At 41.2% G+C, this 22,228-nt stretch carries 14 protein-coding genes and 2 pseudogenes; 8 read left to right on the top strand and 8 right to left on the bottom strand.

What is annotated here, in order from left to right; translation table 11 throughout:
- Positions 1 to 2 precede the first annotated feature (2 nt).
- From LOC50_RS10600 to lhpI, 6 genes and pseudogenes are all read left to right on the top strand, one after another.
- Positions 3 to 1,498, top strand: a pseudogene (locus LOC50_RS10600) (aldehyde dehydrogenase (NADP(+))).
- Between the two features lie 120 nt (positions 1,499 to 1,618).
- A complete protein-coding gene (locus LOC50_RS10595) occupies positions 1,619 to 2,290 on the top strand; it encodes a GntR family transcriptional regulator (RefSeq protein WP_250653926.1) in 672 nt (223 codons plus the stop codon).
- A 312-nt stretch (positions 2,291 to 2,602) separates the two neighbouring features.
- Positions 2,603 to 5,596 (top strand): TonB-dependent receptor, encoded by a 2,994-nt coding sequence (locus tag LOC50_RS10590; protein WP_250653193.1) that lies wholly within the window; start codon positions 2,603 to 2,605, stop codon positions 5,594 to 5,596.
- Positions 5,597 to 5,761: 165 nt separating this feature from the next.
- Positions 5,762 to 6,808: a proline racemase family protein gene (locus LOC50_RS10585; RefSeq protein WP_250653192.1), complete on the top strand. Its 1,047-nt coding sequence runs from the start codon at positions 5,762 to 5,764 to the stop codon at positions 6,806 to 6,808.
- Positions 6,805 to 7,890 carry a M24 family metallopeptidase gene (locus LOC50_RS10580; RefSeq protein WP_250653191.1) on the top strand — a complete coding sequence of 362 codons (1,086 nt, stop codon included), beginning with the start codon at positions 6,805 to 6,807 and terminating at the stop codon, positions 7,888 to 7,890. Before LOC50_RS10585 ends, LOC50_RS10580 begins: the two co-directional genes overlap by 4 nt.
- A gap of 1 nt (position 7,891) precedes the next feature.
- Positions 7,892 to 8,839, top strand: coding sequence for a bifunctional Delta(1)-pyrroline-2-carboxylate/Delta(1)-piperideine-2-carboxylate reductase (gene lhpI / locus LOC50_RS10575; RefSeq protein WP_069439254.1), 948 nt, complete (start codon positions 7,892 to 7,894; stop codon positions 8,837 to 8,839).
- Between the two features lie 549 nt (positions 8,840 to 9,388).
- Here lhpI and LOC50_RS10570 read toward each other — a convergent pair.
- The 3 genes from LOC50_RS10570 to LOC50_RS10560 all read right to left on the bottom strand — a co-directional run bounded on the left by LOC50_RS10570 (position 9,389) and on the right by LOC50_RS10560 (position 12,249).
- Positions 9,389 to 9,811, bottom strand: a complete 423-nt coding sequence (locus tag LOC50_RS10570; RefSeq protein WP_250653190.1) for a class I SAM-dependent methyltransferase — start codon at positions 9,809 to 9,811, stop codon at positions 9,389 to 9,391.
- A 94-nt stretch (positions 9,812 to 9,905) separates the two neighbouring features.
- Positions 9,906 to 10,754 carry a universal stress protein gene (locus LOC50_RS10565; protein ID WP_250653189.1) on the bottom strand — a complete coding sequence of 283 codons (849 nt, stop codon included), beginning with the start codon at positions 10,752 to 10,754 and terminating at the stop codon, positions 9,906 to 9,908.
- Positions 10,755 to 10,764: 10 nt separating this feature from the next.
- Positions 10,765 to 12,249 (bottom strand): SulP family inorganic anion transporter, encoded by a 1,485-nt coding sequence (locus LOC50_RS10560; protein WP_250653188.1) that lies wholly within the window; start codon positions 12,247 to 12,249, stop codon positions 10,765 to 10,767.
- Positions 12,250 to 12,948: 699 nt separating this feature from the next.
- Here LOC50_RS10560 and LOC50_RS10555 point away from each other — a divergent pair.
- Positions 12,949 to 13,341, top strand: a pseudogene (locus tag LOC50_RS10555) (DJ-1/PfpI family protein); the annotation flags it as partial.
- A gap of 29 nt (positions 13,342 to 13,370) precedes the next feature.
- Here the strand turns inward: LOC50_RS10555 and LOC50_RS10550 are convergent.
- A protein-coding gene (locus LOC50_RS10550) for an IS3 family transposase (protein WP_086957897.1) occupies positions 13,371 to 14,521 on the bottom strand; the annotation gives its coding sequence in 2 pieces (ribosomal slippage) (positions 13,371 to 14,266 and positions 14,266 to 14,521; 1,152 coding nt in all).
- 475 nt (positions 14,522 to 14,996) lie between these two features.
- Positions 14,997 to 15,320 (bottom strand): hypothetical protein, encoded by a 324-nt coding sequence (locus tag LOC50_RS10545; protein WP_036980007.1) that lies wholly within the window; start codon positions 15,318 to 15,320, stop codon positions 14,997 to 14,999.
- Between the two features lie 282 nt (positions 15,321 to 15,602).
- Here LOC50_RS10545 and LOC50_RS10540 point away from each other — a divergent pair, with 282 nt between their 5' ends.
- Entirely contained in the window at positions 15,603 to 16,904 is a 1,302-nt protein-coding gene (locus LOC50_RS10540) for an outer membrane protein transport protein (protein WP_250653187.1), read from the top strand.
- Between the two features lie 121 nt (positions 16,905 to 17,025).
- Here LOC50_RS10540 and LOC50_RS10535 read toward each other — a convergent pair whose 3' ends face one another.
- From LOC50_RS10535 to pepA, 3 genes are all read right to left on the bottom strand, one after another.
- Entirely contained in the window at positions 17,026 to 19,878 is a 2,853-nt protein-coding gene (locus tag LOC50_RS10535; protein WP_250653186.1) for a valine--tRNA ligase, read from the bottom strand.
- Positions 19,879 to 19,936: 58 nt separating this feature from the next.
- Positions 19,937 to 20,383, bottom strand: coding sequence for a DNA polymerase III subunit chi (locus LOC50_RS10530; RefSeq protein ID WP_036979998.1), 447 nt, complete (start codon positions 20,381 to 20,383; stop codon positions 19,937 to 19,939).
- Between the two features lie 172 nt (positions 20,384 to 20,555).
- The gene (gene pepA / locus LOC50_RS10525; RefSeq protein WP_036979996.1) at positions 20,556 to 22,067 is read right to left on the bottom strand and encodes a leucyl aminopeptidase; all 1,512 of its coding nucleotides are present in this window, start codon (positions 22,065 to 22,067) and stop codon (positions 20,556 to 20,558) included.
- Positions 22,068 to 22,228: the final 161 nt, after the last annotated feature.

Here is a 22,228-nt window from a genome sequence, read left to right as displayed (position 1 = left end):
GCATGACATTAACAGGACAAAGCCTAATTGCCGGACAATGGCAAGGTCGCGCTGAGCAAGGTGAATTTCAAGCCTTTTCACCGGCTAAAAATCAACCATTATCGACACGCTACTTTAATGTAACGAGTACTCAGTTAAATACGGCAGTTGATGCTGCTGATAATGCTTTTATCGAGTACAGAAAAACGAGTTTTAGTCAGCGTGCAGATTTTTTAGAGTGTATTGCAGAGCAAATTTTAGCACTTGGCGATGTTTTACTAACGCAAACCGCGCAAGAAACCAATTTACCTATGGCACGCTTACAAGGTGAGCGAATGCGCACGGTTAATCAGTTAAAAGCATTTGCCAGTGCACTGCGTGAAAACCCAGATTCACCACTAGGTTTAAAGCTGATTGATGAAGCTGATAGTAATCGCTCGCCACTACCTAAACCTCGTACAGAGCTTAATTACTTACCGCTTGGGCCTGTAGCTGTATTTGGTGCGTCTAATTTTCCGTATGCATTTTCAACACTCGGGGGGATACCGCCGCCGCACTTGCAGCAGGCTGCCCAGTGGTTGTTAAAAATCATACTGCGCATCCAGGCACAGGGGAGCTAATGGCTCGTGCAGCGCTTGCTGCGATTAAAGAATGTGATATGCCGCTAGGCGTATTTTCAGTGCTGCAAAGTGATGTTTACGATATTTCGCATCAATTAGTCGCAGCTCCGGCCATTAAAGCAGTCGGTTTTACTGGGTCGTTTAATGTGGCTAACTTACTGCAAGCTACTATAGCGAAACGCCAAGAGCCAATTCCATTTTATGGTGAGCTAGGTAGCATAAACCCACAAATAGTTTTACCCAATAAAGCGCAAAATGAAGGTAAAGCTATGGCTGAAGCTCTTTGCCAATCAATGCTAATGGGTAATGGCCAATTTTGTACCAGTCCTGGCTTATGGCTGGTACCAACGGGCTGTGATGAATTAGAAGCCGAGGTAGCCAACTGCATTAGTGCAGCCGCCTCAGATACTTTATTAACCCCAGGTATTGTGAAGACCTTTAAAAAGCAAGTTAGCCAGCGCAGTGAGCTCGAAAACGTAGAGCTTATTGCAAAAGGCGCACTTACAGAAGACTTTCATGGTAATGCCCATGTATTTGCTTGTAATGTTGATACCTATTTAGCAACCCCTGCATTACGCGAAGAAGTATTTGGCCCAGCCGCTTTATTGGTTCGGTATGAAAGCATGGAGCAGTTAAGTTTACTAGTAGCAGCGCTTGAAGGTCAGCTGACAGCAAGTGTGCATGGAAGTAGTGATGATTTCGTTAGTGCAGAAAAAGTCATTGAAGCGCTACAATACAAAGTAGGGCGTTTAATACACAATCAAATGCCAACCGGTGTAGAAGTGTGTAGCTCAATGAACCATGGTGGACCTTTTCCAAGCTCCACAGATGTTCGCAGCACTTCTGTTGGGTTAAATGCAATGTTGAGATTTTTGCGACCAATTTGCTATCAGTCTTAGTTAATTGTAGCGGGAGTGGAAATTGCATTTCCCGCTATCTCTTTATTATGAAGGATTCTAACTTGGCATGCGTGTTTTCATAGGTATAATGCATATTAAATGCAATTTATAGAAATTACTATGGCCATAGAACATAAAACTCGAACTCAGCTTGTTGCAGAAGCTATCCGCGAAAAAATTCTTTCAGGTGAAATCAAAGCGGGAGATCCATTACGTCAAGCAGCATTAGCCACTGAGCTAAACGTAAGTCGGATTCCAGTACGTGAAGCTTTGCTTCAACTCGAAGCTGAAGGGTTAGTCAACTTTGAAGCTCATAAAGGTGCGACTGCTACACAGCTTTCGGCATCTCAAATTGATGAGATTTTTGATTTAAGAGCATTGCTCGAAGCGGAACTACTAAAACATTCGATAAATAATTTAACTGATCAGGATTTAATTGATGCAGAATTAATTTTAGCTGAGCTTGAAAGCGCTATGGACGCTGGCGATACTCATTTAGCTACTGGAGATTTAAACAGTCAGTTTCATGCTAAATTATACAGCCGCGCCGCACGCCCACAAACCCGTGAGCTGGTTGATATGTATAGTAAAAACTCTGAGCGCTATGTACGTATGCATATTTTATTGGCAGGTGGTTTAACAAAAGCTCCTGAAGAGCACCGTACTTTACTCGAGTTATGCAGAAAAAAAGACTGTCAAAATGCCTGTGAATTTCTAAAAAATCATATTGTTAAAGCTAAAAACGATATAAAAAGATTACTTATAAAATTAGAAGGTGAAAAAAGTAATTAAAAATATATCTGGCAATAAGTACAGGCTACTAAACTCTAATTTATAACTTTAGGCATCGCTTTAGCTTTCCAGCAGCAATAATAAAGAAGTGATGCCTTTCCCCTCTTTTTATTATTCCAATTAGCACCATAAATAGCTCCTTTCTGTTGGGTCGAAAGTTCATAAATTTTTTTACTATTAAGATCAGTTGGTTATTTTTAAATGTGAATTTTGTGTATATTTAATATTGTATACAATATGTAATAGGTGTATATTTTTTGTTGTCTAAGTTAGATAGGCATTAAAAACCAACAGGAACAAGGGAACATTCACATGTTTACAAATAATAAAAAGCAAACTCGGGGAATAGGCATTAAATCGCTGTTAGCAACGGCGGTAACAGCTGCATTAATAATGACCCCTACAGCAAAAGCAGTTGATGGTAGTAGTGTTGTTAAAGGTCATGTGGTGGCCCACGCTGGCAACGATTTAACTGGGGCAACAATAACTTTAAAGCATAAAAGTAAAGGTTTAGTGTATACCATTATCAGCAATAATGATGGTGAATATTTACTGCGCAATGTGCCCGTTGGGAAATATGATGTCACTATAAGCAAAGAAGGTTTTGAGCCGTTAGTAGAAGAAAATGTCGCTGTGACGATTGGGCAATCCATTATTCTCGATGCACAATTATATAAAGCCGGTAGCGATATTGAGCGCATTGCTGTTACGGGATCAGCCATTCGCCGTGTTGATATGGCCTCGTCTACTTCGGGTTTAACATTCAGTGATGCTGAATTAAAAGCAATGCCAGTAAACACAGGATTTGAAAGTATCGCTTTACTAGCTCCAGGCACTGCGGCACCGGGCGGCGCAAATTTTAATGGTGCATCGAGCTTTGGTGGTTCATCAGCAGCTGAAAATGGTTATTACTTTAATGGCTTAAACGTAACCAGTATTCGTACAGGTCTGGGTTCAATTCGCTTGCCATGGGAAGCTATTTCACAAACGCAAGTGAAAACAGGGGGGGTTAGTCCTAAATTTGGTGGAGCACTTGGCGGTATTGTTAATGCAGTGTCTAAATCCGGTGAAAATGACTTTAACTTCGGGGCAGAAGTACGTTGGGATCCTGATAGTTTACGTAGCCAGCACGATTCTATTTATCAAGAAAATGGCACAATTAGCACCAATACACAGCAAAGTAGTTACGACTTTAAAGAACTACAGTTATGGGCTAGTGGTGCAATTATCGAAGATACCCTGTTTTTTTATGGCTTATTCGCACCTCGCCGTGAAGAGTCTACAGGCGCAGGACAAACAACTTTTTCTGATTTTGAGCGTGATGAAGACCGCTGGTTCACAAAAGTAGATTGGTTTATAAATGAAGATCACTCAGTGGGCTTTTCAGCAATGAACAATAAGCGCACTTGGACCGATAAAACCTTTGCTTACAGCTGGCAAGAGAATGTGATTGGTGAGCAACAAGGTGTGGATGCACCAGGGGAAGATGGCGGTAAAGTATATAGCTTAAATTATAATGGCTACTTAACTGATACTTTTTCTGTTTCAGCTGTCGTTGGCCGAGTGACAGAAAACGTTGAAAATGTGGTCGCATCACCAAATCCAGGTGTTTGGGATGAGCGTGATGGCTTTGTCACTTTGAGTCAACATACAAACTCATCGGTGACAGAACAAGAATTCACGCGCGACCAAGCAAGAATTGATTTCAACTGGGATTTAGATATGCACTCAATCCAGTTTGGTGTCGATTACACTAATGTAAAAGTTGATTACTTTGAAGGCCAAAACGGCATTGGTGATGCAGAGGGCTGGTGGACGGTCAAAACTGCCGGTGAAAATGATGTATCAGGTGCACCTTTGGGAAGTGATTTTATAGAAAGACGAGTTCGAAGTCGCGAAGTCGATTCAGATACAACTTCACTCGCTTTTTACATCAATGACTCATGGCAAGCAACCGATAGTTTAGTGCTTAACATGGGGCTACGTTATAGCCAGTTTGAAAACACAGTATCAGATGGGCGTGCCTTTGTTGATATCGATAATCAAATAGCACCGCGTTTACAAGCAATTTATGATGTGTCAGGTGACGGCAGCGCTAAAATTTTTGCTACGTATGGACGCTATTTTCAACCAGTATCTGCGAACATGAATATCACCCAAGGATCAGCTTCAATTGAATGGTTTGAGTACTTTGAGTTAGATGATTTAGACGCAAACGGTGCACCAAGTTTAATGGCTGATGGCTCGCCAAGCAGAGGAGATATGCTACGAGATAGGCGTTGGCGTCAGCGTGGTATTACTGAACCAGGATTGATTGCTTCATCTTCATTAAAACCAATGTACAGTGATGAATTTACTATCGGCTATCAGCAAGAAGTGTTCGATACTATGTCAGCGGGTGTACGCGCGATTTATCGTGACCTTGGACGCAGTGTTGAAGACACTGATGTCGGCCCGGTATTAGCTAAAAAACTGGCTGAAATGGGTATTACCGATAACGTGGGTCAAGGCTCTTATTACGTGCTGAATAACCCAGGTGAAGCTATTCAAATGTCATATGATTTTGACGGTGATGGTCAGGTTGATGAGGTTAATTTAAGTGCTGATGAACTTGCTTTACCAGAGGCGCATCGTAAGTACTTAGCACTTGAGTTTACTCTAGATGGTAATGTGACGGATGATTTACGTATTAACACCTCGTATACCTGGTCACATAGTTATGGTAACACCGAAGGGCTTGTGAAAACGGATAACGATCAAGCCGACCCAGGCTGGACAACCTCTTATGACTATGGCGATTTGATGGATCACGGCTACGGTAATTTACCTAACGACCACCGCCATGCATTTAAATTCAGTGGTGCATATAACATCACCGAAGCTCTGACCATAGGCCTTGTTGCCCGCACTACATCAGGCCGTCCAAAAAGTTACTTCTCAGTTCATCCAGCGGGCGTAGATAGCTGTGCAGAGGGGAATCCTTGGGATGCGTGTATTAGCCAATACTATGATCAAGCATCACATTACGATGAAAATGGTAATCCAGCTCCTCGTGGTAGCAAAGGAAACCTACCTTGGTTAACGAATGTCGATATGTCTTTGACTTATAACACGGACTTTTTTGGTACCGATATGACTTTAAAAGGCACCGTCTATAACTTATTTGATGGTGATAGTGCTATGTCAATCAATGAAGAGCGTGCGCAGTACGGTGATAATGGCTTAGAACTGAATCCAGACTATGGACTCGTAACGGGGCGTCAAGGCGCGCGTTATGTGTCTTTAGTTGCACGTATAGAGTTTTAACTCCCTGGTGAAACAGCTGTTTGAAAACAACCTACTAAGCTATTTATCTGAGGGTAATATTAGTGTGTTGTTTTGATGTTTAAGCACATGCTCATTTGAGCCATACAGCCTTAATGCTGAGCAGGAAACTGCTTGGCATTTTTCGTATAAATTTTAAGGTTAACTATGACGAACAGTTTATATTCTTATTGGCAACAGCCTAAAGATGGTTGGCTGCAAGTGGATACTCTTGATATGCATACCGGCGGTGAACCTTTACGCATAATCATTGATGGGTTTGCTGAACTACAAGGGCAAACCATGATTGAAAAGCGAGCTGATTGCCTAACAAGATTCGATCACCTACGTAAAGCACTGATGTTCGAACCCCGAGGTCATGCTGATATGTACGGCGCGTTGATCACAAAACCTGAACGTAAAGATAGCCATTTTGGCGTACTGTTTTTACATAATGAAGGCTATAGCACAATGTGTGGTCACGCTATCATAGCGCTTGCCACAGCAGCTAAAGATAGCAGCATTTGCAACTTTATTGAAGGCGTTAATGAGTTACGTATAGATACACCAGCAGGGCTTATCAAGGCGTATATTACTCTTCGAAATAACCAACTAATAAGTGTTTGTTTTGATAATGTTGCAAGTTATGCAGAAAAACTTGATATGCCAATAGAAATACCTCTGTTTGGTGCCGTCAATTGTGATATTGCTTATGGCGGCGCTTATTATGCTTTTGTAGATGCTGATACTTTGGATGTAAGTTTGGCGCCCAACAATCATGAACAAATTATTAGCTTAGGAAAAATCATTAAGCAGCATGTTAATAGCCAGTACCAACCAAAACACCCGACCGATGATACATTAAGCTTTTTATATGGGGTGATTTTCTATTCAAATTCACAAAAAAGTCATTCTGTATTTAGCCGCCATGTCTGTATTTTTGCTGAGGGCGAATTAGATCGCAGCCCTACGGGTACCGGCGTGAGTGCCAGAGCTGCATTAGAGTTTGCAAAAGGCAGGCTTAAATTAGGACAGCAAATAAAAATAGAGAGTATTTTAGGCTCTATATTTTCAGTTGAGCTAAAAGCGCAACGCATGTTAGCTGATACCCATGCAGTAATACCTAGAGTGAGCGGTGAAGCCTTTGTCACTGGCAAACATACTTTTTTAATTGATCCAAATGATCCCCTAAAGCAAGGATTTATATTTCGATGAAAAATCAATTTACCTCTCGCCAACAATTACTAAAGCAGGCATTAAAAAAAAATGGGTTAACAGCGCTACTCGTATTAGGCCATGAAAATATTCGTTACTTAAGTGGCTTTAGCGGTAATGCTGCTTACGCGTTAATAACTTCGGAGGAAAGTGTACTAATAACCGATTATCGCTATTTTGGCCGAGCTCAAGAAGAGTCTATTGGCTTTGAGGTTGTCAGCCGTGATCGTGATAGTGAAACATTAGGTCAGTGCATAAATCGTTTTTTAACGACTAATAGTCAATTAGGTTTTGATGCCGCTTTTATTGATGTTGCACTTTGGCAGCAAGTGGCAAGTGAGTTAACTAGTCATACAGTTACACAAGTTACCGGTATGGTTGAACGTTTACGCATGGTTAAAAATGATTGGGAAGTCGAGCAAATAAAAGCGGCTGCGGCCATTGCTGACGAAGCGCTTAGACAAACATTACCCTATTTTAAAGAAGGTGTAACAGAGCGAGACCTAGCGCTGGAACTTGAATTCAGAATGCAAAAACTAGGCTCTGAAGGAATGTCGTTTGCCACTATTTTAATGTTTGGAGAGCGTTGTGCACTGCCTCATGGCAGCCCGAGTGAACGTACTCTATCTAAAGGTGATTTTATTACTCTTGATTTTGGCGCAGTGGTGAATGGTTACCGCTCTGATATGACTCGCAGTTATGTACTTGGTAAAGCTTCAAAGAAACAATCAGCAATCTATCAAAGCGTAAGCAATGCTCAGCAAGCAGCGATCAACCTACTCAAAGCAGGTATTGACTGTCTAGACTTACAAAACATCTCACAGCAAGTACTCGATGACTCTGGTTTTGGTAAATGGGCAGGGCAAGGGTTGGGCCATGGAGTTGGCTTGTTTTTACATGAGTTGCCCTTTATTAATAAAAATTGCCGTCATGTATTAGAGGCAGGTAATGTGATCACGATTGAACCTGGTATTTACATTCCGAATTTTGGTGGTGTGCGAATAGAAGACGATATTTTAATAACTCAAAATGGTTATGAAGTATTAACCCACGCCCCTAAGCCGTTCGAATTGGAGGGGTAGGATGAAAGTAATAGATCAAACGCAAATTGATGCTGTCCTAGATTTTGACTCGCTTCGCATTGCTTTACAAAAAGGGTTTGCTCAGCAGTTTACTATGCCCAAGCGTCATGTGTATGAGTTAGATAAAACAGACACAAACCATGACGCATTTGCCGTATTACCAGCATGGAATGAACAGGTTATTGGAGTAAAGGCATTTACCTACTTTCCAAGTAATACTGATAGTGAGTATGCGTCACTTTATTCAAAAATAATGCTGTTCTCTCGCGCTCATGGTGAACCTCTTGCTCTGGTTGATGGTACACGTGTAACACTTTGGCGCACAGCTGTAGTATCTGCTTTGGCAAGCTACTATTTATCGCGAAAAGATAGCCAGCATTTAGTGTTTTTTGGCAGCGGCAATTTAGCTGAGTATATGGTTCGAGCACACTTGAGTGTGCGCGATTTTAAATGTGTAACGTTAATTGGGCGTAATCAAGATAAAGTTGCTGTTTTACACAATAGCTTACAGCGTGCATTTACTGATATTGAGTTTGTTATCGGACAAAGTTGTGAAAAAGTTATTAAAAGTGCCGATGTGATCAGCTGCGCAACAGGTTCACCAACGCCATTATTTAAAGGTGGTTGGTTAAAGCCTGGTACGCATGTTGATTTGATTGGTAATCATCGCTGCGACTCGCGCGAATGTGACAGTATTACTATCGCACAAAGTAAGGTATATGTAGATAGCAAGGAGAATGTTCTTGCTGAAGCTGGTGAATTGTTGATTCCTATTTCTGAGGGAGTTTTTGATGAAGCTAATATATCCGGCGAGCTTGCGGAGCTAGCTAAAAAAAATAACTATGAGAGAAAATGTGAATCCGATATAACAGTATTTAAGTCTGTTGGCACAGCGTTAAGTGATCTTATAACTGCACATTATATTTATAAGTCATTAAAAAATGAGTAGCTTATTACTTTTATTATTAGGGCTTTGTTTCGTTATGTTGGGCTTACTAACATTTATAAGATGGCTCAGGATTCGTTATGATAAGCACCATTGGCGAGTTTGCAAAATTGTAAACATTAACAATGTAATTGATAATAACGTGCGCAATTTAGAGCTTTTGCACTACAAGAGGATATTAGTCAGCTATAAATTTAAAGGTAATTTTTATAGTGTTTTTGTTGCTTTTGATCAGCAGCTTATAGCCCAGTTTAAAAATGGGATTGATTGTACAATTTTAATTGACTCTAACAATCCTAATGTCACTTATCTTAATAGTAATTACTGGGTGAAATACTGTGGAGTTTGGTTTTTTTCGGGCATTATTCTTATAGCTTTAAGTTTCTTAATCCACATCTGAATTGGGTAAATAAGAGAGCTGGTTAAGGTGTTTGCTTAAAGTGTGTAGTTTAGCTTTTTAAAAAATGTATCTTATTTTGTAAAAGTTAAAATGGCTTACGACAACTGGAAAGCTTTTTTCTCTTTTAAATATTAGCTGACTATAGTTTTTTCTCAAAGCGGTGATGCAAATAAAAGGGACTCATCTTGCCAGTAACCACAAGTATAGGTCATGCGTGGATCTAGCATTGCTTGGTATAAATCGTTACCTAAATCGTAGTGCTGTTCGCCAACTGTAAATGCACGACTGGTTTTTTGTAAGTTAAATAAACGGGTTTTTATAGCATAGGGTAACAGCTTAAGTGGTTTTACTTTGCCCCCAATATCTGCTCGAAGAAACTTATAAAAAACATCGTCTAATTGTTCGCTTTCCCATATGCCTGCCATATAGCTTTCGCCTAAACCAAGGGTGCCTTGTTGTAAAACCGCTTGGGAAAATGCGTGTTTATCATTTATTACAATATCATTATGCTTATCTGTACCTATTGATACTCCAGCCGATGCGACTAAGTCGGCAAGTAAATTAAAATTTTTCATCTTCCGCCTTGTATTTAATTAACACATAAATGGGCCCAACGTATTAACCTTTTAAGGTCAACCCGTTAGGCTCATTGATATTAAAAACAGCGTATTACTTGATCACTAATAATGAAGTATGGCTATTAGTAATTAGTTTTAGCGTATTACTACCCACAAAGAACTGCCTCACTTTAGAGTGCGAAAACGCTCCCATCACAGTTAAGTCAACATTAAGCTCTAGCTGTTTAGCTAACAATGATTCAGCAATATTATCGCCATCAACAAAGTGTGGAGTGATGGATGCAAATTGTGACTCTAAACGGCTTAGCTCTTTATCAAACGCGTCTTTAGTGGCATGGCTGGTGTTACCTACCATCACTAAATGGCAATCGCAGTCAGCCAGTAGTTTGGTTTCGAGTAACCGCTCAATCGCCAGGTTAGCTTGCTCTCTGCCATCGTAGGCAAGTAAAAACGATTGCGGTTGTTTAAACTCACCAACGGTCAATAGCATAGAGCGGTCAACCAAACGTAATGCGCTTTCAATGTGCGAGCCCACTAAGTTTGAATCACTGGCATGGTTTTCACCACTGCGGCCCATCACATAACAACGAATTGACTCCTTAATATCGCTAAGGGTGTGGTTTACATCCCCAAAGCGCTCAAGTGTTGCAACTGGGCTGTTTAGCTCAGGCAATGACTGCTGTAAATGCTCAAGCAGCGCTTTACTGTGTGCTTTAAGCAATTTACTTTTTTGCGCGTCATTATCAGCCAATTGTTGTAACAATACTTCGTTAGCTCCTAGACCAATATTACCGGCTAAATTGATATCAGCTGAGCGGTCCTTTTCAATACTGTGCAGTAATACTAAAGGCACTGATAAACGCTCCGATAACCACGCTCCCGCTTGGCACACTGAGTGCGCCATGAGTGAACCATCTACGCATGCTATTATTTTTTTCATTGTGTTCTCCTTAGTGGCCTGCCATCATTTTTTCTACGGCAGCGGGATCATCATGAATTGCAAACTTATCAACTACGGTTTGGGTTGCTGCATTCATGCCCTTAATAGTGACTTCGGCACCTTCTCGGCGTAATTTAATCACCACTTTATCAAGTGCGCCTACACCACTGATATCCCAAAAATGTGCATGGGTTAAATCAATCGTGACATTGTCGGCTGCGTCTTTAAAATCAAACGAATCAACAAATTTATCGGCTGTGGCAAAGAATACTTGGCCAGTCACTGTATACACTTTGTCGCCATTAGACGCCTCAGATTGCACCACCATAAAGCGGCTAATTTTATTAGCAAAGAACACCGCAGACAGTAATACACCAACAAACACACCCATTGCTAAATTATGGGTTGCAACGACTACAACCACAGTAGCAACCATAACTATATTAGTTGAAAGTGGGTGCTTTTTAAGGTCGCGAATAGAACCCCACGCAAAGGTGCCAATTGACACCATGATCATCACTGCAACCAATGCCGCCATAGGTATGAGCTTTAACCATTCGCCTAAAAACACCACCATAACCAGCAAATACACACCTGCGGCAAAGCTCGATAAGCGGCCACGGCCACCCGATTTAACATTAATAATTGACTGACCAATCATTGCACAACCAGCCATACCACCTAATAAACCTGCGCCAATATTGGCAACGCCTTGGCCTTTACACTCACGGTTTTTATCGCTTGAGGTATCAGTTAGGTCATCAACGATAGTGGCCGTCATCATTGACTCTAATAGACCTACCACGGCAAGACCTATTGAATAAGGCAGTATAATCATTAGCGTTTCAAGGTTTAGCGGCACATCAGGCCATAAAAAGATAGGCAAGGTATCGGGTAGTTCACCCATATCACCGACGGTACGAATATCAAGTCCCATAGTCATGGCAATGGCAGTCAGTACCACAATACACACTAACGGCGAGGGAATACTTTTACCGATAACTGGTAAGTAAGGGAATAAGTAAATAATACCTAAACCAGCGGCGGTCATTGCGTAGACATGCCAAGTTACATTGGTAAGCTCTGGCAACTGCGCCATAAAAATAAGTATACCCAAGGCATTAACGAAGCCAGTAACCACCGAGCGCGAGACAAAACGCATTAAGCTGCCAAGCTTTAAATAACCGGCAATAATTTGCAATACACCGGTGAGTAAAGTAGCGGCAAGTAAGTATTCAAGGCCATGCTCTTTTACTAGCGTTACCATTAACAGTGCCATCGCGCCGGTGGCCGCAGAGATCATACCGGGCCTGCCACCAACAAAGGCAATCACAACCGCAATACAAAATGAAGCATAGAGGCCGACTTTAGGGTCAACACCAGCAATAATAGAAAACGCGATAGCCTCAGGGATCAAAGCTAATGCGACCACAATACCCGCAAGTAAGTCGCCACGAATGTTAGCGAACCATTCGAGTTTAAATTTTTCGAACATAGAAAACCTTGTTTTATGTGTTATCAATTTCATCATGCAAAATTCTTTTAACTTAACACGCTCACACGCAAAGCAATGCTCTGCTTTGATACGTAAATCATTTAGCCAAAAGTAAAAACACAATTTAAATTGATAAAAATTCGATAAACCACAGTTTCAACATAGCAATACATTAGCGTATCGACAGTTAACGCGTTGAACAGGGTGCTTAAATATTTTTTGATGGCGCAAACAAGCACCTGCTGAAAACAGCAATTGATAGCCATTTAAATTATGGCAATTTAGAGGGGGGGGGAAACCTAGGGCGGCGTAATGCGCAAAATAACGAGCCTTATCACAAAAAAAGTTATTGCGATAATAAGCTAGTTTCTCATTAAAATCAATTGCAGCGAATAAATAGCACTCGACTTCGAATCGGTTGGGGTTTTTAACTATGTTATATAAAACATATATTTTAACCATGCTCCAGCAGGTATTATTTAAAACAACAAAGCCACTGGAGATAAGTTATATATCAGCTTTCTGGTTATTCAAGTCATTAAAAACAATAAGGAATGGAACACAGCAGCTCTCGCTATTGTAGTATTAGAATACTACCCGCTGCTGATTTGTATGTGCTTTACTAAACACTCACGGTATTAGCGTGTACTTAATTTCCACTCTGATACGTTTACGCACAATTAAGATCTGGAGCAAAACATGGCTAAAGTACTTATGATCACCGGTGACTTTGTTGAAGACTATGAAAACATGGTGCCTTTTCAAGCATTATTGGCAATGGGTCATCAGGTTGATGCTGTATGCCCTGATAAAAAAGCGGGTGACACTATCGCAACGTCGATTCATGATTTTGAAGGCGACCAAACCTATACCGAAAAACGCGGTCATAATTTTGCACTTAACGCGACATTTGCCAACATTAATGCCGCTGATTACGATGCCTTGTATTTACCCGGTGGCCGTGCCCCTGAGTATTTACGTTTGAACGCGAAAGTGATCGAAATAATTCAACACTTTGCTACAGCGGATAAACCAATTGCCTCTATTTGCCACGGCCCGCAAATGCTCACTGCTGCAGGTGTGATCACAGGTGATCTGAACCATCATTAGTGGACACTTCGTTAAGCGACATTTAGTTGTTCAAATTTCTCGGGGCTTAAATAGCCTAACGCACTATGCCTTCTCTTTTTGTTGTAATCAATTTCTATATATTCAAATACATGCTGCCTCATAGTTTCTCGGTTCATAATAGGCTCATATTGGATGGCTTCGACCTTGAGTGAATGGAAGAAGCTTTCCACACACGCATTATCCCAGCAGTTGCCTTTACGACTCATACTTTGCATTAAATGATGTTCGCTTAATAAATCACGATAAGCATGGGAAGCATATTGGCTGCCTCTATCACTATGTACAATGACATCTTTAGGTCTACCTCGGCGCCAGATAGCCATTTGCAGGGCGTCACACACCAAAGATGATGTCATGCGTGTACTCATTGACCAACCAATCACTGAGCGCGAGTACAGGTCGATAATCACAGCGAGGTAAAGCCATCCTTCGCTGGTCATTAGATACGTGATATCACCTGCCCATTTTTGGTTGGGCTTATCGGCGGTAAAGTTCTGCTCAAGTAAATTAGGGGCCACAGGTAAATTGTGTTTACTGTCGGTGGTCGACTTGAATTTACGAGCTGCTTTAGCTACTAAACCCTGACGTCCCATGCTTCTGTTGATGGTTTTTACATCATGTTTATTCCCTTGCTCCGCCAGCTCGACTTGGATACGTCTCGCACCGTCTCGCTCTTTACTGTCAACAAATACGGCTTTGACCTGAGTATCTAACATTTGCTGTTGTTGTTTGCGCTTACACACGTGCTCACATGATTTTATCCATGCATAAAACCCACTTGGCGATACACAAAGTACCTTAGCCATTCTGATAACGCTGAATGTGCTTCGGTAGCTTTGCATAAATTCAAATCGTGTTATTTTTGATTTTTCGCGAAGTAGGTGGCGGCTTTTTTTAATATGTCTAGCTCCTCTGCTTGCACCGCTAGTTGGCGTTTCAAACGAGCATTCTCGGTAGCTAACGTACTTTCTCTATCTGATGTAGATGCCTTTTTCAGAGCAGCAGTTCGCCAATAGTAAAGCTGGGACTCTGCGACACTTAATTCTCTGGCAGCTTGAGCAAAACCTACTTTACTCGCCAGCTTTAGTGCTTCTTCTTTGAATTCTTCTGAATAGGATTTACGTTTGGTCTTAGTTGTCATGTTTCACCTCTATGAGTTAGTTTACTCACTTAATGAGGTGTCCAAAACTATTGGTTCAGATCATAAGTATTAAATATTTAGGGTATACCTGTAATTAATAATTTAAAGGTTAGACATATTTTATTCCTATAATCGATTATCAGGGTATAGGTTTTTACGAAGGCTATGTTGCAGGTTCGATCCCTGCCGAGAGTGCGATTTGATCCGTTAGCTTTTATTGATAGTAAATACTAACATCCAAGTAAATGGTGACCTGAGTGTGACCAAGTTAAAAACGTTGACTTAAAAGCACCATTAATTTTTAAAAGTGTTAATCTAATACTCTAACTAGCACATTTTTACATCTAGCTAAGGAGTTGCATTAGCTCACAGCCTGATATTTTAAGGTGCTTCATCGCTTCTCTGCTGCTAAGCCAAACACCTTTTTGAGAATTTAGCGCTATGTTACTTGAGAGATCCCCCGCTGATTATAAAATTAACTTACCTCGACTTTTAAAAGAGCATTTACTGCTTTAGTATTTTTGCATCGTCTTTTTCTGTTTGTTTTAGCAGAAATATACCCACCTAAAAAGCAATTACCCATTAACGTTATCCACAGTAATGTGCCTAATTCTACATGCAGCGCTAAGCAGCAAAAAACCAAAGAAATAATTGCCATGCTAATGGCTGCTAACCAATAGAGATTAACTGGGTTGTCACATTTACCTGCCTGCGTACACGCGCAATAATTTGCTTTATAAAAGAAATAAACACTTAAGCCACAAAAAGTAAGCGCTGTAACAATAAGTAAAATGATCACTGTTTTCTCCCTTGGTGATTTTATTGGCAGTGTAAATTGCAAAGTATTTCAAGTCAATGCAAATGAGAATTAATATCATTAGAGTATATACTCTAATACCACACTTCTTGTCCGATGAGTTTTAAATAGTTGTTAAATTGTCGTTAAAAAACGTGTTTTTTGGCCTTTTTTAACGTTTTAGTAGGGTTTTTTATAAAAAATTAAGGTAGTGTACGCGGGTTTGAAACTCTAATAACAACACACATAGCTATCCAAACAGTAAGTTTGGCTAAGGACACAACAATGAAATTTACTAAAACTCTTATTGCTGCATCGCTGGCATTTGTTTCAGCTGATACCTTTGCAGCGGCTTTTCAACTTGCTGAGCAAAATGTATCTGGTTTAGGTCGTGCATACGCAGGTGAGGCGTCTGTAGCAGATGATGCGTCTGTAGTAGCACGTAACCCAGCGTTAATGACGTTGTTTAAAGAGAAGCAACTTAGCGTTGCAGCTATTGCTGTTATTCCTGATGTGAGCCTAACAGGCACAGGTAATGCCTATGGTTTAGATAACAGCGTATTAAATGATGACAGCATCGCACCAAGCGCGATTATTCCTGCGGGCTATTTCACTATGCCAGTAAACGATAAAGTATCGGTTGGATTTGGTGCTTTTTCTAACTTTGGCCTTGCCACTGAGTTTAACGATGATTACGCAGCTGGCCAAATTGCCGGTGAAACTGAAATTGTTACTGTAAACATGAACGCAAGTGTTGCTTATAAAGTATCAGAGCAGTTTAGCTTTGGTATTGGTTTGAATGCAATTTATGCAGAAGCGAAGATTATCCGTAAGTTTGGTTTCGTACCTCCTGTAAACCCTGCTATTGCTTCTATTCCTGCAAGTGCTGATGCGGTTAACCTTGAAGGTGATGATATGGGTTACGGCTTAAACGTTGGCTTAATGTATCAGCTAGATGAAAATAGCCGCTTTGGTTTTAATTACCGCACAGAAACAGATATTACTTTTGAAGGTGAATACTCGAATGAACTACCTTCATTTATTCCTGGTGGATTAAACGGACAGCTTGAATTACCGGGCTCTGTTGAAATTACATTACCAGCAATTGCTGAGTTCTCAGGCTCTCATCAGTTAGACGAGAAACTAGGCGTTCACTACAGCGTATTATGGACAGGTTGGAGCAGCTTTGACTCATTAGAAGCGCAAGTTACTGCGCCTACAGGCGATAAGTTCAGTGCCTTCGAAAAAACAGAAGATTTCTCTGATGCAATGCGCTACTCAATCGGTGCTGATTACCAGTACAGCGAAAACTTAATGCTACGTGCCGGCTTTGCGTTTGATGAGTCGCCAGTGTCACAACAGCATTTATCAATTTCTATTCCTGATACAGACCGTTTTTGGTTCTCGTTTGGTGGTAACTACGCGATTGATCAAAACTCAAATGTTGATTTGGGTGTGAGTGTATTACGTGGTAAAACGCAAAAGTTCACTGAAAAAGTAGAAAGCGAAACGCTACCTCAGCAATGGTCTTTTGAATCAAAAGGTCATGCCGTACTTATTGGTGCTCAGTATAACTACACGTTCTAATTCTGCCTAGAGTACAGAGCCTAGACACAAAAAAGCCGTTTACTTCAAATGAAGTAAGCGGCTTTTTTATACTTATAAATTAACTGTTTACGAATGGCATAAGCCATCCGTAACGGTTTAATTATAAGCTTTCTATTTTAACTTTTTGCTCTAGTAGCTTAGTTTTAGCATCTGTAAATTCAGCTAGCTTAGCATTTTCTTTAGCAAGTACCGCTTCAGGTGCGTTGTTAACAAACTTTTCGTTAGCCAGTTTGTTTTGCACTTGCGCTAGGCCTTTCTCTGCTTTTTCAAGTTGCTTGTTGATACGTGCAAGCTCAGCTTCCACATCAATTAAGCCCGCCATTGGGATCATAATCTCAAGGTTGCCAACATAAGAGGTTGCACACGCAGGGGCATCGTCTTTGTTTTCAAGCAGAGTAAATGCTTCAAGCTTAGCGAGTGACGCTAAAAACGATTCATTTTCGTTAATACGGCGCACATCGTCGCTCGATGCATTGGCTAGTAGCACTGATAACGGCTTGCTTGGGCTGATATCCATTTCACCACGAATATTACGAATCGCTAAAATGAATTGCTTAACCCACTCTAAGTCATCCATCGCTTGTGAATCAACATTGGCTTGGTTATAAACAGGAAACCCTTGAACCATAATGCTAGTGCCTGTTGTTTCAAGCCCTGCAAGTGGTGCTACACGTTGCCAAATTGTTTCTGTAATGTAAGGCATCATTGGGTGCATTAAACGCAGTAAGCTTTCAAGTACGGTAATAAGTGTATGACGTGTACCACGTTGCTGAGCTTCATTGCCTTTAAATAGTACCGGCTTAGTTAGTTCTAAGTACCAATCACAGAACTGATTCCAGGTGAATTCATATAATGTGTTCGCCGCTAAATCAAAACGGTAGTTATCAAGGTGCTCAGTGTAGGTTTTAACCGTGGCTTCATATTGGCCTAAAATCCAGCGATCAGCTAACGAGTACTGCTTTTCGCTCTCGTTAAAACCACAGTCTTGCTCTTCTGTGTTCATTAATACGTAACGGCTTGCGTTCCATAACTTGTTACAGAAGTTACGGTAGCCTTCAAGGCGGTTCATATCCCAGTTTATATCACGACCAGTTGAAGCCATGGCTGCTAAGGTAAAGCGCAGTGCGTCGGTACCGTGTGCTTCAATACCGTTTGCAAATACTTTGCGGGTATCTTTTTCAATTTTAGCGGCAAGTTTAGGCTGCATCATATTACCAGTACGTTTTTGTACTAAGTCTTCAAGGCCAATGCCGTCAATCATATCAAGTGGGTCAAGTACGTTACCTTTTGACTTCGACATTTTATCGCCGTTATCGTCACGTATTAAGCCAGTTACATACACGGTTTTAAATGGAACTTGTGGTTTGCCATTTTCATCTTTTATAAAGTGCAGCGTCATCATGATCATACGTGCAACCCAGAAGAAAATGATATCAAAACCGGTTACCAACACGTCAGATGGGTGGAAAGTTTTTAAGTCATCAGTATTTTCTGGCCAACCTTGGGTTGAGAAGGTCCACAGTGCTGATGAGAACCAAGTATCAAGAACGTCTTCATCTTGGCTAAGCGCTACGCTATCTGCAATATTGTTATCGCGGCGTACTTCCGCTTCATCACGACCAACGTATACGTTGCCTTCGCTATCGTACCAAGCTGGAATACGGTGACCCCACCAAAGCTGGCGTGAAATACACCAATCTTGTATGTCGTTCATCCACGAAAAGTACATGTTTTCGTATTGCTTAGGTACAAACTGAATGTCGCCGTTTTTAACTGCGTCTTTTGCAGGTTCAGCAAGTGGTGCAACACGTACATACCATTGGTCAGTAAGTAGTGGTTCAATAACCACACCAGAGCGATCACCGTAAGGAACAGTTAGGCCATGGTCTTCAATTTTTTCAAGTAGGCCTAGCTCTTCAAATTCAGCCACAATCGCTTTACGTGCGTCAAAACGGTCAAGGCCATGTAAGTGCTCAGGAATTGGCGCGTCAAATTCAAGTTCTTTACCATCAAAGGTGTAGGTTTCACCTTTAGTTAAAATAGCCGCGTCTTTATCGAAGATATTAATCATCGGCATTTGATGACGTTTGCCTACTTCGTTATCGTTAAAGTCGTGCGCTGGCGTGATTTTTACACAACCCGTGCCTTTGTCTTTATCGGCATGTTCATCGGCAACAATTTTAATACGACGATTAACAATCGGTAGTAAAACCTCTTTACCGATTAGGTCTTGGTAGCGCTCGTCATCTGGGTTTACTGCCACACCTGAGTCACCCAGCATAGTTTCTGGGCGCGTAGTGGCTACAACAATGTAGTCTTTACCGTCTTGCGTTTTTACGCCATCAGCTAGTGGGTAACGTAAGTTCCACATATGGCCTTGTTTGTCTTTATTTTCTACTTCAAGATCAGAAATCGCCGTGTGTAATTTTGGATCCCAGTTTACAAGGCGCTTACCACGGTAAATTAGGTTTTCTTTATGAAGGCGTACAAATACTTCTTTAACAGCTTCTGATAGGCCATCGTCCATGGTAAAACGTTCACGGTCCCAATCAACAGAAGCACCTAGGCGGCGAAGTTGTTTAGTGATTGTGCCACCAGACTCGTTTTTCCATTCCCAAATTTTTTCGATGAATGCATCACGGCCCAAATCATGGCGTGTTTTACCTTCTTCTGCCGCAAGCTTACGCTCTACTAGCATTTGTGTGGCAATACCTGCGTGGTCAGTACCTACTTGCCACAACGTATTGTTACCTTGCATACGTTTAAAGCGCGTTAAGGTATCCATGATGGTATCTTGGAAAGCGTGGCCCATGTGTAAGCTACCTGTGACATTTGGCGGCGGGATCATAATTGAATATGGGGTGCCTTGGCCAGATGGCTTAAAGTAGCCTTTTTGTTCCCAGTCTTGATAGAGAGACTGTTCAATATCTTGCGGATTGTAGGTTTTATCCATTACACAGAACCTTAAATAAGTACTTAAATGAGTTAGTTAGCTTTGTACGCAGTGAGCGTTAGCGATTAATATCTTGCGTGGTGATATTGGCACCGAGTTGGCGTAGTTTTTTAAAGCGCTCACGAGCGGCTTGTTTGGCTACGGACTCTACGGGTACAAAATCAAAAACTTGGTTAAACCGACGAATAAAATCCGGTAAGTGATTGGCCAAGTTAATTAATACTTTACGATTACCAACGGGTGGTGTTGTGCCTATTTCTACAGGTGCGCCGCCTTTTGGGCCTTCGCCTTGTAAATTGTGAGGTACAAAACTGTCGGCATCAAATGTCCAAATAGTTTCGTCAATGCTGTTGGCGGTTTCTTCGCTATCTACAAAAATAAATACGCGTTGACCAAGCCGATACTGTTGCCCAGCTATTTGAGCTGCTAAAGTAAAGTGATCATCGGCTTTAGCTAATGACTCATCTTGTTGCTTTAAAATGAAAAACTGGGCATTCATGTTCATTGTATCGGGATTTCCCATGACATTGATTGTGCTGTTATTAAATACACACAAATTAAGAAGGGGATTTTGCCATATAACGGGGGTTGCTTCAATTAATACCCAATAAATAAGGCGCTTTAAAAGCGCCTTATTTAATACTCTACATTGAGCTGTGAAGCCCTGTGTTGGTTTGTTAGTCGTGAGTCGCTTCGCTAATACCAGCTCGGTTTAATAAATACTGAGTCAGCATAGGAACAGGACGACCTGTTGCGCCTTTTTTAGCGCCGCTGCGCCATGCCGTACCGGCAATATCTAAATGAGCCCAATTATACTTTTTAGTAAATTTAGATAAGAAACAGGCCGCGGTAATAGTGCCTGCAGCTCGGCCACCTAAGTTAGTAAAGTCGGCAAACGGGCTTTCTAGTTGATCTTGATAATCATCCCATAATGGCAGTTGCCATGCACGATCGCCACTTTGCTCCGACGCTTTTAATAAATCATGCGCCAGTGGATTATGGTTTGCTAATAAACCCGTAGCGTGGGCACCTAAAGCAACAATACACGCACCGGTTAATGTAGCCACATCAATCACGGTTTCTGGTTCAAAACGCTCAACATAGGTTAGCGCGTCACATAACACTAAACGGCCTTCGGCATCAGTATTAAGTACTTCAACCGTTTGTCCAGACATAGTGGTTAAAATATCACCTGGGCGATAGGCGTTTGAGCTTGGCATGTTTTCACAGCCGGCTAAAACACCAATTACGTTTATCGGTAGCTGCATTTGTGCAAGCGAGCGCATAGCGCCAATAACACCAGCTGCGCCTCCCATGTCGTATTTCATTTCATCCATGCTTTCGCCTGGTTTTAATGAAATACCGCCTGAGTCAAAGGTTAAGCCTTTACCAACTAATACGATAGGCGCTTGGTCATCGCCTGCGCCTTTATAGTTAATTACTGACATAACTGATTCGTTATCACTACCACGACCAACTGCTAGGTATGAGTTCATTCCTAGTTCGGCCATTTTATCTTCGCCAATTAGCTCAACAGTGATGTTGTCAAAATTAGCTTCCAGTTCTTTGGCTTGCTCGCCAAGGTACGCTGGATTACAAATATTAGGCGGCATATTGGCAACGTCTTTGCACAATTTGCTGCCAGCAGCAATCGCTAGGCCATGCTCAATGGCACTTTCACCTATAGTCAGTTCGCGGCGCGTAGGAACGTTAAATACCATTTTACGCAGTGGACGACGAGGGTCTACTTTCTTACTTTTTAGCTGATTGAAGGTGTATAAACAGTCTTGGGTTGTTTCTACCGCTTGACGCACTTTCCAATAGGTATCACGGCCTTTAACGTGTTGCTCAGTTAAAAAGCACACTGCTTCCATCGAGCCTGTTTCATTTAAGGTGTTGATAGTTTTTGAAATAATTTGTTTATATTGTTTATCGTCTAGTTCGCGTTCTTTACCGCAGCCAACGAGTAGAATACGTTCGCTTAAAATATTAGGTACATGGTGTAATAGTAATACTTGCCCTGGCTTACCTTCTAAGTCGCCACGACGTAATAAATTTGAGATATAACCATCGCTGATTTTATCAAGTTGTTCACCAATGGGGGATAACCTGCGTGGTTCATATACACCCACAACGATACACGCACTGCGTTGTTTTTCTGGGCTACCACTTTTTACGTTGAATTCCATTGTCACTCCTGATTTTGAGTCATCTATAGAAGCTAAATTGGGACTAAAAATGTGTTTTCTAGTCTTTTTACCTAAATTTTTAGGTCTAGCGCTAATATTAGTAGATTTTACTCGACTCTTACTGTGTATTTGAACTTTATATGCTTAAGGGTTACTAATGC

The organism is Pseudoalteromonas sp. SCSIO 43095 (assembly GCF_023650455.1).
In the GTDB taxonomy this organism is placed as follows: Bacteria; Pseudomonadota; Gammaproteobacteria; order Enterobacterales; family Alteromonadaceae; genus Pseudoalteromonas; species Pseudoalteromonas tetraodonis.
The sequence above is the reverse complement of the archived record's forward strand: the minus strand, read 5'-3'. Positions and strand labels throughout refer to the sequence as shown.

Coding starts and splice junctions, on each gene's coding strand:
- LOC50_RS10595 (WP_250653926.1), top strand. CDS start 1,619: ATGGCCATAGAACATAAAACTCGAACTCAGCTTGTTGCAGAAGCTATC.
- LOC50_RS10590 (WP_250653193.1), top strand. CDS start 2,603: ATGTTTACAAATAATAAAAAGCAAACTCGGGGAATAGGCATTAAATCG.
- LOC50_RS10585 (WP_250653192.1), top strand. CDS start 5,762: ATGACGAACAGTTTATATTCTTATTGGCAACAGCCTAAAGATGGTTGG.
- LOC50_RS10580 (WP_250653191.1), top strand. CDS start 6,805: ATGAAAAATCAATTTACCTCTCGCCAACAATTACTAAAGCAGGCATTA.
- lhpI (WP_069439254.1), top strand. CDS start 7,892: ATGAAAGTAATAGATCAAACGCAAATTGATGCTGTCCTAGATTTTGAC.
- LOC50_RS10570 (WP_250653190.1), bottom strand. CDS start 9,811: ATGAAAAATTTTAATTTACTTGCCGACTTAGTCGCATCGGCTGGAGTA.
- LOC50_RS10565 (WP_250653189.1), bottom strand. CDS start 10,754: ATGAAAAAAATAATAGCATGCGTAGATGGTTCACTCATGGCGCACTCA.
- LOC50_RS10560 (WP_250653188.1), bottom strand. CDS start 12,249: ATGTTCGAAAAATTTAAACTCGAATGGTTCGCTAACATTCGTGGCGAC.
- LOC50_RS10540 (WP_250653187.1), top strand. CDS start 15,603: ATGAAATTTACTAAAACTCTTATTGCTGCATCGCTGGCATTTGTTTCA.
- LOC50_RS10535 (WP_250653186.1), bottom strand. CDS start 19,878: ATGGATAAAACCTACAATCCGCAAGATATTGAACAGTCTCTCTATCAA.
- LOC50_RS10530 (WP_036979998.1), bottom strand. CDS start 20,383: ATGAACATGAATGCCCAGTTTTTCATTTTAAAGCAACAAGATGAGTCA.
- pepA (WP_036979996.1), bottom strand. CDS start 22,067: ATGGAATTCAACGTAAAAAGTGGTAGCCCAGAAAAACAACGCAGTGCG.